This window comes from Aminobacter aminovorans, from assembly GCF_900445235.1.
Taxonomy (GTDB): Bacteria; Pseudomonadota; Alphaproteobacteria; order Rhizobiales; family Rhizobiaceae; genus Aminobacter; species Aminobacter aminovorans.
In genome coordinates this window covers 1,971,220-1,988,024 of the sequence record NZ_UFSM01000001.1, presented here as the reverse complement: position 1 = coordinate 1,988,024, position 16,805 = coordinate 1,971,220, and the positions used below count along the sequence as shown (strand labels likewise).

The following is a 16,805-nucleotide window of genomic DNA, read 5'->3' as shown; positions in this document are numbered from 1 at the left end:
TCAGCCATCCAGAGTTCAGGGGTACCCGGCTATCAGTCCCCTCAGCCAGGCAACCCATCGTTTCTCCATCGAAATCTCAACCGACCGCGTGAACCCAAGACCGTGTGAAAGATGAGAACGGTCAAGTGAATGCGGTCCCAACCGAGGACAACACGATGTCATCTGATCGTAACAGCAACAATCTCAACGCGTTTGGCCTGCAATTCGTCGGCAACGACATTGATTTGGGCGGCGACAGCGAGAACGAAAACAAGAACGAAAACGAAAACAAGAACGAAAACGAGTCCGACAACGAGAACAAGAACGAAAACGAGTCCGAGAATAAGAACGAGAACGAATCCAAGAACGAAAACGAGAACGAATCCAAGAACGAGAACGAAAACAAGAACGAGTCCGAGAACAAGAACGAAAACGAGAACAAGAACGAATCCAAGAACGAGAACACCAACGAGAACAAGAACGAGACCAAGGTCGAGGTAGACGTCGACGTTGATGTCGAGCTCGACGGCCGTCTCGGCGACTACAAGGAAGACAATGATTTCGCCGACATCGACGGCAACGTTAAGGGCGACGTGCTCTTCAGCAAGGACGGCGACGTCAACTACAATCCGGGCGACGATATCAGCTTCAAGGACGTCTTGACCGGCGCGATGGGCGCCAACAGCAACGCATTCGTCATCACCCAGACCGCCGACATGGTCGACAACGACAAGCTTGAAGAAGCTACCGTCAAGAACGACGGCGATTTCAAGCAGGAGTTCGACGCCAAGGGCGGACATGCATCCGCTGAAGAAGGCATCAATGCCGATGGCGGCGGCGGTGGTGGCGGCGACGCCAAGGCTGGCGAAGCCGATGGCGGCGACTCCGGCGATGCCAAGGGCGGCGAAGCGGATGGTGGCAAGGGCGAAGGCGGACTGGCGCTTAGCGCAGCCTTGGGCGGCGACGCCAAGGGCGACACCAAGGCTGAAGGCGGCGACAGCAAGGGCGGCAGCGCCGACACCGACGCTGATGGCGGCAAGGGCGACGGCGGTCGCGGTGGCGATGGCGGCACCGGCCTAGGTCTCGGCCTCGGTCTCGGCCTCGGCGCCGGACTTGGTCTTGGCGCTGGAGAAGGTGACTCGGGTGATGCCAAGGGCGACGGCGGCAATGCCAAGGCCGACAGCGGCGACGCTGATGCCGATTCCGGCAAGGCCGATGCCGGCAGTGGTGGCGACAATGGCGATACCGAAGGCGGCGACGCCAAGGGCGACGCTGGCGACGGCATCGACGCATTCGTGCCGATCCTTCCGATCCTGAACTTTGGTGAAGGTGGCGATGCCAAGGGCGACGGCGGCAATGCCAAGTCCGACACCGGCAGCGGCGGCGACGCCGATTCCGGCAACGCTGACGCCGACAGCGGCGATGCCAAGGCGAACGCCGGCGATGCCAATGGCGATACCGGCGATGCTCTCGGCTTCGGCCTCGGCGCTGGCATCGGCTACGGCGACGGTGACGGCAGCGGCGAAGGCAGCGGCGGCGGCGGCGGCGGCGGCGGCGCAGGGACCGGTGGTTCTGCGACTGCAGGCGCGGCAACTGGCGGCGCAAGCACGAGCGGCAGCGCCTGGGCTTATGGCGACGGCGATGGCGGCAATGCGCTGAGCGGTGCATGGGCTGACGGCACTGGCGGCAACGCCACTGGCGGCGGCGCATGGAGCGGCGGCGGCGGCGGCGGCGGCACGGTCGGCGCAGCAACTGGTGGAGCCGGTGGCGCAGGTGGCGCGGGCGGCAACTGGGGCTCGGGCAATTCCGACGACGGCTATGTCACTGGTGAAAGCTTCGCCAGCGCCGACGCCATCATCGACACCAGTGCCTTCAACCAGCAGATCGTGATGGGTGCCAACCTGCAAGGCAATACGGTCGACATGACCGTTGTCGGCGGCAACTTCACCGAGACGCTGACAGGCGAAGACGACAACGCCTGATCGCCTGGCGCCGGTCGAATGATTTGCGACCAACAGCCAAACGAAACGGACTGCGCGGAGTTTTCCGCGCAGTCCTCAAACGTGACCGGCGGCAGCGCCTAGGCGCTGCTGCTCCGTTCACAAAGGGCGGAGGCTAGGCAGATGAATTCCGTTTATTTGGACAAGGTCTCTGACGCGATAGCCCACTTCGTCGGGCTCTTCGATATGAACGTCGAGGCAGCACGTCAAAAGCAGGCCTATGATGGGTTCAAGGCGACCCAAGAGGCTGAAAAGCAGCTTCCGGACCCTGAAACCGTCGCCATCAAGGTCGACGCCTCCCACACACTCAAGGATTTTGATCCGCATGTGCCGTATCTGGCGATGCGGCCGGAGATCGAGCAAGTCACAGTCTGGTCGAAGGTTGCCTTCGCTCCTCCTGAAGTACCCATCCCCGACGGGCCATTCCTGCACGATTTCACCCGCATTCCCGATGGCACGACGGTCGGGTCGGGTGGCGTCGTGCTGCCACAGATCGACCCGCCAGGGGACCTGGCCGCCATCATCAATCAGGAAATCCGCCTCTCCGACAACGACTATGTCGGCTTCGGCGGCAGCGGCTTGAAGTTCACTCCGGCAGCGCCGGACAACAGCGCGCTGGACGATCTGCAACAGGCCGCGGCCGACCTGTCGCCGATCGACGACCTGACACTTCCAGGCACGACCGAGGAGATGGCGACGTTCGTGACCACCGCCGTGGACCGGTTCGACGCATTCGATGCGGCCGACCATGGCAACGCCGACGTCTTCAGCGTGAAGGGCGAGACCATCGAAGGCACATACCTCAACGGCCAGCTGGTCGACGAGGCCGGTGTTCCCAAGATGGAGGACTACGTCAACTTCCTGAAGGAACAGGACGACGACGAGGACGTGGCTGGACCGGACGGCCCGCTCGACATGGACACACCTCCTGATTCCGGCAACTTCATGGACGGCTGGGGTGACGGCACGGTGAACCCGAGCGTCGACATCAGCACAGGCGGCAACTCCGTCATCAACAGCGCGGTTGTGGTCAACGAGTGGGTCTCGGCAGAGGTCATAGCCGTCATGGGCGACCACTTCTCGTTGAACGCGATCGTCCAGATCAACGGCACATGCGATGTCGACAGCGTCGGCTCGGCGGTGGGCGGCTGGCCTTTCGATCCTGGCGGTGAAAACCAGAGCTTCAACATCGCCATGTTCAAGCACATAGACCCTTCCGCCGAAACCGATGGCGAGGCCGCGCCTCCACCTGCCGGTTTCCCGGCCTACTACGTGGTCACCGAGATTTCGGGCGACCTGCTCATGATGAACTGGATCGAGCAATATGCGTACGTCATGGACAATGACGTCGTCATCGCTTCCTCGTCCGGCGTTCAGTCGGTCGTTTCGACCGGCGAAAATACCGCCTTCAACGGCCTCAGCCTGTACGAGCTCGGCAGCTACTACGACCTCATCATCGTCGGAGGCAACGTCTACGACGCCAGCATCATCTGTCAGCTCAACCTGCTGCTCGACAACGACATGATCGGCGCCGTCGACGGCTTCGAGACGACGGGCGAAGGCTCCGCCTCGACGGGCGGAAACCTGCTGTGGAACCAGGCGAGCATCGTCAATGTCGGTGCGGGCACCTGCGAGCCGCTGCCCGATGGCTACGACACCGCAGCCGCCGATCTCGCGGCCGGCAACAAGGAGTTGCCGAACTCAATCCTCCAGGACGCAGCCTTCGCCGGCATCGGCGTATTGCGCGTGCTCTATATCTCCGGCGACATCTACAATCTGCAGTACATCAAGCAGACCACGGTGGTGGGCGATAGCGACCAGGTGGCGCTTGCCATGAACCAGATGGTCGCCAATCCCGATGCGGAATGGACCATCACCACCGGCGGCAACCAGTTGGTCAACGATGCCACCATCGTCGACGTAGATGGTGCGTCCAAGATCTATGTCGGCGGCGACAGCTACTCCGACGAGATCCTGATTCAGGCCAACCTCGTGTCGAGCGAGCCGGATCTGGGCGGGCAGGATCCGGACACACTCGTCAACGAAGCCGTGGCTTTCCTCGATGACAGCAATGGCGACGACACCGGCGACGCTTCTCAAGGCACCAACATCGCACCGCAAGCCGCCGATTCCGGATCGGCCGACGTCATGCAGCACATGCTGGGCTGAGCAGAATGAGAGGGGCACAAGATGACTGACGACCGTGAAGGCTGGAGTGGTTTTCATAACGCGCCTGATGAAGGCGACAACCAGGACAGTTCGCCGGCAGTTCTGCGGACATCGGAGCCCAAGCCCTTGCCTCAGGCGCGGTTGTCGAGTGCAGTAGCTCCCCAGGAGCAAGCACTCGACAGGCTGGAACGCTACATCGACAACGTGGTGGGCGAGTTGCACGACGCAGTCGGCGACAAGAAGACGGCTGCCGCAGAACGCGGACCCGCTAGTGCTCCGGCTCCCATTCCTCCATCTCCCGCTGCAGCTTTGACGGCGCAAGCCCAACAGCTGTTCGGAAGGCCGCAATCTGCCCAGGCCTCGATCAGACCTCCGGAGCGGAGCGCTACGGTTCAACGCCCCCAAGCGTCTGCCCCCACCGAAACAGCGCCCGGCACGCCACCTCAACCGGCTCGGCGTGCAGCTCCGGAGGAACCCATTGCGGCAACCCAACCCCAGGCTGCGTCTGCTCAACCCAGTCCGGCGCCAAAGGAAGCGCCACATCAGGCTGCCAAGGCGGCATCGCCCCCCCCTCGCCCCGACATGCGGGCAAGTGAACCGCAGGGACCGGCAAAGCCTGAAATGAAAGATACGTCGATGCCGGTCGGCAAGGTGATCGACGCCGACAACGGCCCGATCAAGGCAAGGGAAAAACTGCCTGAAGCCAAAGGTCCGAACGGTGGCGACATCGACAGCGGCGGCGGCGGTGGTGGCGGTGGCGGCGGCGTCTTCCACAAGCGCCTTGGCCCGATCGACTTCTCCGCCTCGCTCAAGACCGGCCTCAACGTCGTCAAGCGCAACCTGCTGATCGTCATGCTGTTCACGCTGGCCAGCAACGTGCTCGTGCTCGCAATCCCGCTCTATCTGTTCCAAATCTCCGATCGCGTGCTGACCAGCCGCTCGGTCGACACTCTGGTCATGCTGACGATCGTGATCGTCGGCGCCGTGATCCTTCAGGCTATGTTCGACGCGATCCGTCGCTTCATCCTGATGCGTACCGCCGTCGAAGTAGCCGCGCAACTCGGCGCGCCTATTCTGAGTGCCGCGGCTCGCGCCGCGCTCCACAGCAACGGTCGTGAATACCAGACGCTCAGCGACCTCGGGCAACTGCGCTCATTCCTCGTTTCGGGCACCTTGCTGTCCCTGCTGGATGCCCCACTCGCCCCATTGTTCGTGCTTGCCGTGTTTCTTGTGCATCCGCATCTCGGCTTCATCGTCGTCACATCGGCATTGCTGCTGCTCCTGATTACCATCATCAACCAGCGCTCGACGGCCGCCTCCTTCAGCGAAGCCAATTCGTTCCAGAGCAAGGCCAACCTGCATCTCGACTCGATGTCGCGGAATTCGCAGATCATCAACGCTCTGGCCATGATCCCGGAAGCCGTACGCATCTGGGGCAAGGACACGGCAGGCTCGCTCAGGGCGCAAGTCCTCGCACAGGACCGCAACATCGCCTTCGCCGCGACGTCCAAGGCCGTCCGGTTGCTGACGCAAGTCGCCATGCTCGGCTGGGGCGCGCATCTCGCCCTGGATGGCCATCTCAGCGGCGGCATGGTCATCGCCGCGTCGATCATCGCCGGCCGCGCGCTCGGCCCGATTGAAGGCGCCATCGAAGGCTGGAACCAGGTCGTGCAGTCACGTGCTGCCTACGGCCGCATTGCCAGCCTGCTGCAAAGCTCGCCGCTCAATTTCGAACGGCTGAACCTGCCGCGTCCGGAAGGCCGCCTCGACGTCGAACGCCTGCTGTTCGTGCCTCAGGGCACCAAGCGGGTCGTGCTCAACGGCATCACCTTTGCCCTCGCTCCGGGCGACTCACTTGCGATCATCGGCAACTCGGGCGCAGGCAAGACCACGCTCGGCAAGATGCTCGTCGGCTCGATCCTGCCGACTTCAGGCAATGTGCGCCTCGACCTGATGGACCTGCGCAACTGGGACCAGCGGCAATTCGGCGAGAACATCGGCTATCTGCCGCAGGATGTTCAACTGTTCCCGGCCACGATCAAGGCCAACATCGCCCGCATGCGCGACGATGCCAGCGATGCCGATATCTACCAGGCGGCACAACTCGCCGACGTCCATGAGATGATCGCCACCTTGCCACATGGGTACGAAACCTTCGTCGCCGCCGACGGCGCGCCTCTTTCCGGCGGCCAGAAGCAGCGCATCGCGCTCGCTCGCGCCTTCTTCGGCAACCCTCGCATGGTCGTTCTCGACGAGCCGAACTCCAACCTCGACGCCGCCGGCGACGTGGCGCTCGCTCGCGCGCTCCAGCATGCCAAGGAAAACAAGATCACCGTCATCACCATAACGCAGCGGCCGGCACTGCTGCACAGCGTCGACAAGATTCTGCTGTTGGTCAACGGCACCGTCGCACTGTTTGGTCAGCGGCAAGACGTGCTCCAGGCACTTGCCCAGCGCGGGTTGAGCATCGAGGGCGGTTCGTTCGGCCATCAGATTCCGTAAGGGGACAAAGTCATGAGCGATACGGCAATCATCAAGGTCCATGACCTCGAATGGTACGCCGACGTACCGCGCTCGATCGGCAAGCAGACCAAGATCGGCCTCCTGCTCATAGCGCTCACTTTTGGCGGCTTCGGCACTTGGGCTCTCACGGCTCCGCTCGCTGCCGCCATCATCGCCCAGGGTTCGTTCGTCGCCGCCGGCCAGAACAAGATCGTGCAGCATCTGGAAGGCGGTATCATCAAGGAACTGCTGGTTAGCGAAGGCGATGTCGTCACCTACGACCAGCCTCTCGTCCGCCTCGATGAAACAGCAGCCGAAGCCAGCGAGCGTCAGCTCTTCCTGCGTCAGGTTCGCCTCGATGCCATCGCCGCACGGCTGAATGCCGAAATAAGCGGCGCAGCAAGCATCGCTTTCCCCAAGAATGTCACCGACAACCTCGACGACCCTGAGATCAAGCCGATTGTCGATGGTCAGCAGCTGGCTTTTGGAGCGGCGCGCGGCAAACTGCAGAGCGAGATCGGCCTGCTGAAGCAGAACATTGCCGCCTATGTCTATCGATCGGGCGGCTACGACGAACAACTGGCTGCCGTGCGTCGACAACTGACGCTCATGCAGGAAGAATATGCAGGCAAGAAGAAGTTGCTCGACAAGGGTCTGCTCCGGGCTACCGAAATCAAGGCGATCCAGCGCGCCATGGCCGATGCCGAGGGGCAGATCGGCCGCCTTGCCGCTCAGGTTTCCGAGATCGGCGCCGAGGTCATCAAGCTCGACCAGCAGATCAAACAGGCAGAAGAAGCCTACAAGCAGGCTGCACTCGAGCAGTTGCAGAACCTGGAGGGCGACCTCGATACAATCCGCGAGCAGCTTCGCCAGGCCAAGAGCATACTCAGCCGCGTGACCATCAACGCACCGGTCGCCGGCACCATCGTGCGCATGTATTACCACACATCAGGCGGCGTCATCGAAAGCGGCAAGCCGATCGTCGAGATCCTGCCGTCGGACGTGCCGCTCGTCATCGAGACGCTGATCTCCCGTACCGACATTGACAGTGTCCGTGTCGGCCAGAAGGCAACGGTACAGCTTACCGCGCTTAACCGGCGCACCACGCCGGTGCTCGAAGGCCAGGTGATCTACGTCTCCGCCGACGCGCTGCCGGACACGTCGGGTCCCGTCGCACGCGAAGTCTACGTCGCCCGCGTCAGCCTGTCGGCGGACCAGATCTCGCGCGTCCATGGCTTCTCGCCGACGCCCGGCATGCCTGCCGAGGTGCTGGTCCAAACTGAGGAGCGGACTTTCTTCAGGTATCTGACCAAGCCGATCGCCGACAGCATGTCGCGCGCATTCATGGAGCGTTGAGCGAGGGAGACACCATGCCGTCTAGGGGGACAGAGATGCAGGTTGACGTCATCACCGATGTTGAAACGCTGGCAAAGCTGCAGCAGGACTGGGAGCGGCTGTACAAGGCCGATCCGGAGGCGCAGTTCTTCGTCTCGTGGGCGTGGCTGGTGCCCTACATGCGCTTCTACAAGGGCGCCTGGTTCGTGCTTGCCGCGCGGCTTGGCAGTCCTGGATCGCCCTATGTCGCGCTCATGCCGTTGCGCATGCGCACCCGCATGAGCGCCAAGACCGGCCTGTTCTTCAACGAGATCAGCATGGCCGGCAACAATGCCGCCGACTACACCGGCGCCATCTGCGATCCCGTCCACGCGGAAAAGGCGCTCCAGGCCTTCGGTCGCCACGTCGCCCGCATGGGTTGGGCGCGGCTCAATCTCGAAAACCTGCGCATGTCGCACGAACGCGTCTTTGCATTCATCGGCCAGTTCTCGCGCGATATCTTTGCGATGCGCGAATTCAGCCGCGTCAATGCGGCCGACAATGTCGACAACTGCCGCTGCTTCGCGGCCGCTCTGCCAGACACATTCGACGGCTATCTCGACAATGTGCTCAGCACCAACACCAGGCAGAAGCTGCGACGCTTCCTGCGCAAGGTCGATGCGGGAGAATTGCGCATCACCCGCGCCGATGCCGAAACCTACGAGCGCGACATCGACACGCTGCTTGAACTCTGGCGGGTGAAGTGGGGCGCCCGCAAGGGCGATCGACTAGCCTCCATCCTGCACAACAATCGCCGCGTGCTGCGCGACAGCTTCCGCAATGGCACGCTGTTCCTGCCCGTCCTGTGGCAGGGCGACCGACCGCTGGGCGCGCTCGCCATCTTCGTCGACCCGGTCAAGAAGGCGTTGCTTTTCTTCATGGCCGGCCGCGATGAGGGCGTGACCTCCATTCCAGCCGGCCTGATACTGCACGGCCACTGCATCAAGCTGGCGATCGAGAACGGCTTCACCACCTATGATTTCCTGCGCGGTGACGAGCCCTACAAATTCGCCTTCGGCGTGACCGAAAGCAAGATCAACTGCGCGCAGATCTACACCAAGAGTGGGCGCAATGTCGGTGACCGTCTTGATCCCCGGTCGGTCAACGGCATCTTCGCCGAGGTCACGCGTTTCCATCAGCAGGGGCAGCTGGCACGGGCCGAAAACGGCTACCGCCAGATCCTTGCCACCGACGCCACCCATGCCCGTACACTCTATGGCATCGGCCAGTTGCTGTCGGCCAAGGGCGAACACCGCGAGGCGTTGGCGCATTACCAGACACTCGCCAATTCGGTACCGACATCGGCCAAGGCCTGGCTCAGACTGGGCATGGAACTGCAGCATCTGTCCCGACACATCGAGGCGACGGATGCGTTCTGCAAGGTTCTGTCGCTCGCGCCCGATTTTGCCGGGGCGGAATTCTCGCTCGCCAAGAGCCTGGCGGCACTCGACCGCAGCGAGGACGCCATCGAAACGCTGGAAGCATTGGAGCACAAGCTCGAGGCCGCGTCGCGCGACGACACGCTGCTGGCCAAGACCAGGATCATGCTCAATCGGCTGAAACTGGAAACCCGGCCGAGCTACATCATGCTCAATCCGGATCGGAAGTCGGTGACGCGAGTTCTGAGTACGGCGCTTTAGACGCCGGTATGCGAACCGAATTCCGGAGCGGGCAGGCTTAGGCCTGCCCGCTCAGAAATTCCTCGAACTTGCGCAACTCCCCAGCGTCGATGCCAACCATATGGCTTTCCGCCGGATAGGCCCCGCTGGCAATGTCGTCAGCATACTCCCTGAACGCAGCGATCCGCTCCTGCTGGATGCGATCATATTCCACGGCAAGGTTGCGATAGACCTTGGTGTGGCGCGGGTAGTGGCCTCGGTTGAGCCCAAGTACATCCTCGGCGAACAGATACTGCGCATCGCACCCCGCACCCGCGCCCATCGAGATCAGCACAAGCGAGGTCCGCCTCGAGATCGCGCTCGCCACCTCGGCCGGCACCACCTCGATCTCGGCAGCGAAGGCGCCGGCGTGCTCGAGGTCCTTGACCTGCTTCCACACCAGCGCCGCCATCTCAGCCGTCTTGCCGACGGCCCTGAAGCCGCCGGTCCAGGTCGAATGCGTCGGGATCAGCCCGACATGGCCACAGACAGGAATATGCTCGTCGCGCAAGCGCCGGATCGTCTTGTGGCTGGCCGAGCAATAGACTGCATCTGCGCTCGCCGCCTTGAGCTTTACCGCCGTCCGCAGGATCTCGCCTGTTGTCGCCCCCATCATGCCGTAGTCGTCGCCGGGCACGGCAAAGCATGTCGGCGCGGCATCGCGGAAGCGCGGATCAAGCATCAGCCTATAGGTGACGGACAGGAGGTCGATGCCGGCGCGCTCGGCGGCCTCAGCCTCCTCCAGCGTCGTCACCCGCAGCTTCGAGAGCTGCCTCTTGCCTTTCGACGCGCGCAGATCTGCTACCGTTGGCCTGTTGCGTGCCATCGTTTCGTCCTCGCTCTTGGAGTTTTGTCAGCCTCGGCTATCAGGCTTTCAGCAGCCACTCATGCTCTTTGGCGTTGTGGAACTTCCAGGTCCGCTTCGGACCCGCCATGACATTGAGATAATAGAGGTCGTAGCCATGGCAGGCTGCGCACGGGTGATAGCCCTTGGGAACCAGCGTCACGTCGCCGTCCTCCACCGCCATCGCCTCGTCGAGCTCGCGATGGCCGGCATCGTTGAACTCGGTGTAGACGCGCTGGAAGGCAAAACCCTGCGGCGGATTGAGCCGATGATAGTAGGTCTCCTCCAGCAGCGATTCAGCAGGAAGGTTGTCCTCGTCGTGCTTGTGCGGCGGATAGCTCGACGTGTGGCCACCCGGCGTGATGACCTCGACCACCAAAAGCGAATCCGCCGGCTCGCCTTCGGGCAGGATATTAGTGACGTAGCGCGTATTGGTGCCCTTGCCGCGCGTCTCCTGCTTGACGTCTTCAGGACCGATCACCCGTACCGGCAGGTTGCCGCCGAGGCCCGGAGCCGTGCAAACGGCGAGTTCGACATTTGTTTCAGCCCTGACCGACCAGTCGCCGCCGGCAGGTACATAGACCGACCACGGCTTGCCGTCGAAGGGCGACATGCGCTCGCCCAACGTGCCGAGATCGTCTTCGCCGACGCGGACATGCGCCTTGCCCGAAACCAGCACCAGGCAGCTCTCGCGGTCGGCAGTCCAGTCGCCGAAGGTGTCACCGGGCTCGAGCTTGTGCAGGTCGAAGCCGACATAGGTCCAGCCGGCGATCTCGGGCGTCACGTGGGTGACACGCCCGGTGCCGTGCTTGGGCTTGATCAGAAGTCTGGACATGGTCTCACTCCTTGCCGGCTTCGGTGTCATCGCCAGGCTTGTAGGCGATGATGAACTGGTATGCGCCAATTGCCGCCATGCCACCCGCGAGCGTGCCCCAGAATGCAGATCCGGTGACGAACTCGAAGATCGACCAGGCAGCACAGAAGCCGACCAGCGCTATGCGCCTCCACAACGGGCGAAGGAACGGATGGTTCTGGTCCTGCATCAAATGCTCGCTGCCTCGCCGATCAACATCTTCGGATCGTAGCCGGCAAGAACGTCACGCTCAAGCAATACGGCGCCGCGCGTCGGCGACGCGCCGCAATGCGGTGAGCCACCGCATGATCCCCAGCGAAAATCGATTGCGATTTTCGGGGTCATGCGCTGGGGAAGCCTTGAGTCTCCACGGTGTAACCTGCCGCCGTCATCACGCGCATCAGTTCGGCGTGGCCGACCTGAGCCATCTTCAGCGGCGGGCTCTTCCTCGGGTCCTGCTCGGCCTCGACGACAAACCAGCCCTCATAGCCGTGGTCGGCGAACCTCTGCACGATGGCGCCGAAATCGAGCGAACCGTCGCCGGGCACGGTGAAGGCGCCGAGCGCCACCGCATCGAGGAACGACTGCCTGGTCCAGTCGAGGCTCTTGATGACATCCATGCGCACATCCTTCACATGCACATGGTTGATGCGCGTGTGATGATTGTCGATGGCGCGCAGCACGTCGCCGCCGGCAAAAGCGAGATGGCCTGCGTCGAGCAATAGCGGGATACCCTCGCCCGAATGCTTCATGAAGGCATCGAGCTCATGCTCGAACTGCACCACTGCCGCCATGTGATGATGGTAGGACAAGGGCATGCCCTGCTCGGCGCACCATTCGCCGAACACGGTCAGCTTGCGGGCGTATGTCTTCATCTCGTCGTCAGAAAGCACGGCCTTGCCGGCAAGCGGCCTCGAGCGGTCGCCCTGGATCGAGCGGCCGACCTCGCCATAGACGATACAGGGCGCATCGACCGCCTTGAACAGCTCGATCATCGGCCGGATGCGGTCCTTGTTTACAGCAAGCTCCTCATTGACCAGCGTGCCCGAGAACCAGCCGCCGCACAAAGTCACGTCGGCGCTTTTCAGGATCGGCAACATCTCCTCGGGCGTGCTCGGAAAGCGACGCCCCTGCTCCATGCCGGTGAAGCCGGCCGAGCGCGACTGCCGAAGGCATTCCTCCAGCGAAACGTCGTCGCTCAGTTCGGCAAGATCGTCATTCCACCACGCGATGGGGGACATGCCCAGTTTGGCTTTCACTTTTTCACTCCAGTCTCAATTCTGTTCCAGCGGCCCACCTTGGCAGGCATCGCATATCCGTCCATCGCTGGTGCTGTCCCTTACTGCCGGCAGGACAGTAAGGGGCACAGCACCAAACTCACCGGCACTGGCCCCTAGTCACCCACGCGCTGCAGCTTGAGCTTGTCCTCGTACCCCTTGCGTGCGGCATTCACCTCCGCACGCGCACTCACCTCGGGCACAGCGACATCCCACCAGTGTCCGCCCTCGCCGGTCGAGATCAACGGGTCGGTGTCGATCAGCACCACCGTCGTGCGGTCGCTCTTGCGCGCCCGGTCAAGCGCCGCCTCGAAATCGGCGATGGACGAAGTCTTCTCGGCATTGGCGCCCAGGCTCTTGGCATGCGCGACAAAGTCGATATCGGGGAGCATCTCATGTCGGCTGTCGCGCAGCAGGTTGTTGAAGTTCGCACCACCGGTAGCCATCTGGAGCCGGTTGATGCAGCCGTAGCCTCGGTTGTCGAGCAGCACGATGGTGAGCTTGAGACCAAGCATCACCGACGTCGCGATCTCCGAGTTGAGCATCAGATAGGAGCCGTCGCCGATCATGATGACGACCTCCTTGTCCGGTCGCGCCATCTTCGCGCCCAGGCCCCCGGCGATTTCATAGCCCATGCAGGAGAAGCCATATTCGGAATGGTAGGAGCCGGGTCCGCCGGCCTGCCACAGCTTGTGCATCTCGCCCGGCAGACCGCCTGCCGCGTGCAGCACAATGACGTCGCTGCCCAGAGTCCGCTGCACCGCACCGATCACCTGTGCATCCGAAGGAAGCGCCGCATTGGTTGCCGCCGTCACCTTGGCCGCAGCCTTGTGCCACTCGGCCTTGCCTGCTTTGGCGTTTCCGGTCCACGATGCTGGCGCCTTGTAGCCGGCGATCGCGGCGCCCAACTCGGCGAGCCCTTCCCTCGCGTCCGCCACCAGCGGCAGCGCCCGGTGCTTGCCCGCATCAAAGGGCTGGACGTTGAGACCGATGATGGTCTTTCCCGAATTCTTGAACAGCGACCACGACCCCGTGGTGAAATCCTGCAGGCGCGTGCCGACCGCCAGCACCACGTCTGCCTCTTCCGCCAGCCGATTTGCCGCCGCAGTGCCGGTGACGCCGACCGCCGCCATGTTGAGCCCATGCTCGTCGGTCAGGGCCGACTTGCCGCCCTGCGTCTCGCAGACGGGAATGCCGGTGGCCTCGACGAACCGATCGAGTTCCTCCGAAGCGCGGGAATAGAGCACGCCGCCGCCGGCAACGATCAGCGGCTTCTTCGCCACCTTCAGCACCTCGGCCGCGGTTGCGAGTTCGTCACGGTCCGGGCGCGGCCGGCGTTGTGTCCACACGCGCTCGGCAAAGAAGCTCTCGGGGTAATCATAGGCCTCGGCCTGCACGTCCTGGCACAAGGAAAGCGTCACCGGTCCGCACTCGGCCGGATCGGTCAGAACCTGCATGGCCCGCGCCAGCGCCAGAATGATCTGCTCGGGGCGGGTGATGCGGTCGAAATAGCGCGACACCGGACGGAAGCAGTCATTGGCTGATACCGTGCCGTCGCCGAAATCCTCGACCTGCTGCAGGACCGGGTCTGGCACGCGGTTGGCGAACACGTCGCCGGGCAAAAGCAGCACCGGCAATCGGTTGACATGGGCGAGTGCCGCCGCCGTCACCATGTTGACCGCTCCCGGCCCGATGGAGCTCGTCGCCGCCATCACGCGCTGCCGGAAGTTGGCCTTGGCAAAAGCGATCGCCGCATGCGCCATTGCCTGCTCATTGTGGGCACGATAGGTCGGCAGTTCCTCGCGCACCTGGTAGAGCGCCTCGCCGAGGCCGGCGACGTTGCCATGGCCGAAGATCGCCCAGACGCCACCGAACAGCGGCACCATCTTGCCGTCGATCACGGTCATCTGGCGCGTCAGGTAGCGCGTCAGCGCCTGCGCCATGGTCAGGCGAACGGTCTTGGTCATCGTCAACTCCTCCCGCTGCCGCAGTGCATCCAAGGGATGCCGCCTTCAGCTGTCTTTCGATTTATGCCGCCCGACGGTCCCGCGCCGCAAGCCATGCCTTGGTCAGCTGTTCGAAACGCTGGGCCATGTCGTCGACCGCCGCCTGGTCGTCCATGCGTCCGGACATCCACTCTTCAGCCGCATAGGCAAAGATGCTGCGGCCAACCGCGAAACCCTTGACGACAGATGCGTCCGAAGTCGCGGCGAAGGCTACCTCGAGGTCGGCGAGAGGCGCCTCGAGCCCGAGCAGAACGACGCCGCGGCAATAGGGGTCGTTGGTGTTGATGACCGCCTCGATCTTCTTCCACGCAGCGGCCGACGCTTGTGGTTCGAGCTTCCACCAATCCGGCTTGATGCCGAGCGCGTAGAGTTCCTCCAGCGCGCGCGGAATGGTGTTTTCGTCGAGCTTGCCGTGCTTGCCGGCGATGATCTCGATCAACAATTCGCGGCCAACCTTGCGCGCCGCCTCGAACAGCGCGCGCAGCTTCTGCTGCTGCTCGGCCTTGAGTTCCGCCGGATCGTCGGGGTGATAGAAGCACAGGCACTTGATGGTGTGATCGAGCGGCCATTCGACCAGTTGCGAGCCCATGTCCTGCGAGAATTCGAAACGCAGCGGCCGCGAGCCCGGCAGTTCCACCGGCCGCCCCATCCACGAGAAGGGATGGCGGGCGAACTCGAACATCGCCTCGCGGCCGAACTTCTCGTCGATCAGCATGCCATAGCCGTCGCGGCCATCGGCCACCTTGGCCGCCGCCTTCACCGCCAGCACCTTGAAATCGCGGATGCGTGCAGCATCTGCACCTGTACGCGCCGCGATATCCTCCAACTGGAGACGGTGATCGCAGGCCAGCGCCATCATGGAGGGGATCTGGTTGCGCCGCGTTGTCGCCCAATGCACGTGGTTGATCGCCTCATCCTTGCGCAGCGCCCGTTCCTTGCTGCCATACTTGAGGAAGAACTGCAGCTCGTCGAAGGTCGGAATTTCGGGCGAGCAGAGCAGCCGCGACACGGCAAACGCGCCGCAGGCATTTGCCCAGGTCGCCGAGGTGGCAAGGCTCTCGCCGCCGAGCCACCCGCGCAGGAAGCCCGACATGAAGGCGTCACCCGCGCCGAGCACGTTGTAGACCTCGATCGGAAAGCCCTTGCCGACGATGCCGGATTCGAGATCATCCGAAATCGTCCCGTCATAGACGATGCAGCCCATCGGCCCGCGCTTGAGCACGATTGTCGCCTTGGACAGCGAGCGGATGGTCTTCAGCGCGGAGAGCAGTTCGCCCTCGCCGGAGGCGATCATCACCTCTTCCTCGGTACCGACGATCAGGTCGCAATCCGCCAGCACCCCCTTGATGTGGTTCGACACCTTGTCGGAGGCGATGTAACGGCTTTCGCCCGCCGCATGCCCGGCCAAACCCCACAAGTTCGGGCGGTAGTCGATGTCGAACACCACCTTGCCGCCGGCTTCCTTGATCAGCTTCATTGCCTTGCGCTGGGCAGCATCGGTGTTGGGTCGTGAGAAATGCGTACCGGTGACGACGATAGCCCGCGCCGACTTGATGAAAGCGTGGTCGATGTCGGCTTCCGACAGCGCCATGTCGGCGCAGTTTTCGCGGTAGAAGATCAGTGGAAACGTCTTATCGTTTTCGACCGACAAAAGCACCAGCGCCGTCAGCCGCTCCTTGTCTGTGACGATGCCGCCGTCAGATACACCCTCGCGCAGCATCTGCTCGCGGATGTAGCGGCCCATGTGTTCGTCGCCGACACGGGTCAGTAGCGCGGAGCGCAGGCCGAGCCGTGCCGTACCGATGGCAATGTTGGCGGGACAGCCGCCGACAGACTTGGCAAAGGACGCCACGTCTTCCAGCCGCGATCCGGTCTGCTGGCCATAGAGATCGACCGACGCGCGCCCTATGGTGATGACGTCGAGGTTAGGCTGGTTCTTGGGGTCGGTCATTCTGTCCTCCCGGTCGCTCCGCCGCGCCGGCCTGCCCGCAGAGTCACAAGCAGGCCATACAATGAAATTTCAATTCCAATAATCAGTCAACCGGAACTTTCATTCCATAGACAGATTATGCCTGTCCAGCCTGGGGCACGAGGCACGACCCGAAGACCATGCCGGCCAGCGCCCCAAGGCGGCCGAGCGCCA

General features: G+C 63.0%; 12 protein-coding genes. 5 read left to right on the top strand and 7 right to left on the bottom strand.

The genetic code is table 11. The features are described 5' to 3' along the window. The first annotated feature begins 155 nt into the window (after window positions 1-155). From DY201_RS28990 to DY201_RS09680, 5 genes are all read left to right on the top strand, one after another. Complete coding sequence (locus DY201_RS28990; RefSeq protein ID WP_165915827.1) at window positions 156-1,961, top strand: hypothetical protein; 1,806 nt, start codon at window positions 156-158, stop codon at window positions 1,959-1,961. Between the two features lie 141 nt (window positions 1,962-2,102). Then, window positions 2,103-4,148 (top strand): type I secretion protein, encoded by a 2,046-nt coding sequence (locus DY201_RS09695; RefSeq protein ID WP_131922238.1) that lies wholly within the window; start codon window positions 2,103-2,105, stop codon window positions 4,146-4,148. Window positions 4,149-4,169: 21 nt separating this feature from the next. Continuing rightward, window positions 4,170-6,650 carry a type I secretion system permease/ATPase gene (locus DY201_RS09690; RefSeq protein ID WP_115731020.1) on the top strand — a complete coding sequence of 827 codons (2,481 nt, stop codon included), beginning with the start codon at window positions 4,170-4,172 and terminating at the stop codon, window positions 6,648-6,650. A 12-nt stretch (window positions 6,651-6,662) separates the two neighbouring features. Next, the gene (locus DY201_RS09685; RefSeq protein WP_115731019.1) at window positions 6,663-8,006 is read left to right on the top strand and encodes an HlyD family type I secretion periplasmic adaptor subunit; all 1,344 of its coding nucleotides are present in this window, start codon (window positions 6,663-6,665) and stop codon (window positions 8,004-8,006) included. 35 nt (window positions 8,007-8,041) lie between these two features. Next, the gene (locus DY201_RS09680; protein ID WP_115731018.1) at window positions 8,042-9,664 is read left to right on the top strand and encodes a GNAT family N-acetyltransferase; all 1,623 of its coding nucleotides are present in this window, start codon (window positions 8,042-8,044) and stop codon (window positions 9,662-9,664) included. 37 nt (window positions 9,665-9,701) lie between these two features. Here the strand turns inward: DY201_RS09680 and DY201_RS09675 are convergent, their stop codons facing one another. The 7 genes from DY201_RS09675 to DY201_RS09650 all read right to left on the bottom strand — a co-directional run bounded on the left by DY201_RS09675 (window position 9,702) and on the right by DY201_RS09650 (window position 16,613). Continuing rightward, window positions 9,702-10,508 carry a 3-methyl-2-oxobutanoate hydroxymethyltransferase gene (locus DY201_RS09675; protein WP_115731017.1) on the bottom strand — a complete coding sequence of 269 codons (807 nt, stop codon included), beginning with the start codon at window positions 10,506-10,508 and terminating at the stop codon, window positions 9,702-9,704. Window positions 10,509-10,548: 40 nt separating this feature from the next. Beyond that, window positions 10,549-11,361 carry a 5-deoxy-glucuronate isomerase gene (gene iolB / locus DY201_RS09670; RefSeq protein ID WP_115731016.1) on the bottom strand — a complete coding sequence of 271 codons (813 nt, stop codon included), beginning with the start codon at window positions 11,359-11,361 and terminating at the stop codon, window positions 10,549-10,551. Window positions 11,362-11,365: 4 nt separating this feature from the next. After that, window positions 11,366-11,569 carry a DUF3329 domain-containing protein gene (locus tag DY201_RS09665; RefSeq protein WP_115731015.1) on the bottom strand — a complete coding sequence of 68 codons (204 nt, stop codon included), beginning with the start codon at window positions 11,567-11,569 and terminating at the stop codon, window positions 11,366-11,368. Continuing rightward, window positions 11,569-11,724: a hypothetical protein gene (locus DY201_RS28985; RefSeq protein ID WP_165915826.1), complete on the bottom strand. Its 156-nt coding sequence runs from the start codon at window positions 11,722-11,724 to the stop codon at window positions 11,569-11,571. The genes DY201_RS09665 and DY201_RS28985 overlap by 1 nt, the downstream gene beginning before the upstream one ends. Beyond that, window positions 11,721-12,638 carry a myo-inosose-2 dehydratase gene (gene iolE, locus DY201_RS09660; protein ID WP_115731014.1) on the bottom strand — a complete coding sequence of 306 codons (918 nt, stop codon included), beginning with the start codon at window positions 12,636-12,638 and terminating at the stop codon, window positions 11,721-11,723. The genes DY201_RS28985 and iolE overlap by 4 nt, the downstream gene beginning before the upstream one ends. A 134-nt stretch (window positions 12,639-12,772) precedes the next feature. Then, entirely contained in the window at window positions 12,773-14,623 is a 1,851-nt protein-coding gene (gene iolD, locus DY201_RS09655; RefSeq protein ID WP_115733696.1) for a 3D-(3,5/4)-trihydroxycyclohexane-1,2-dione acylhydrolase (decyclizing), read from the bottom strand. Between the two features lie 61 nt (window positions 14,624-14,684). After that, window positions 14,685-16,613 carry a bifunctional 5-dehydro-2-deoxygluconokinase/5-dehydro-2-deoxyphosphogluconate aldolase gene (locus tag DY201_RS09650; protein ID WP_115731013.1) on the bottom strand — a complete coding sequence of 643 codons (1,929 nt, stop codon included), beginning with the start codon at window positions 16,611-16,613 and terminating at the stop codon, window positions 14,685-14,687. Window positions 16,614-16,805: the final 192 nt, after the last annotated feature.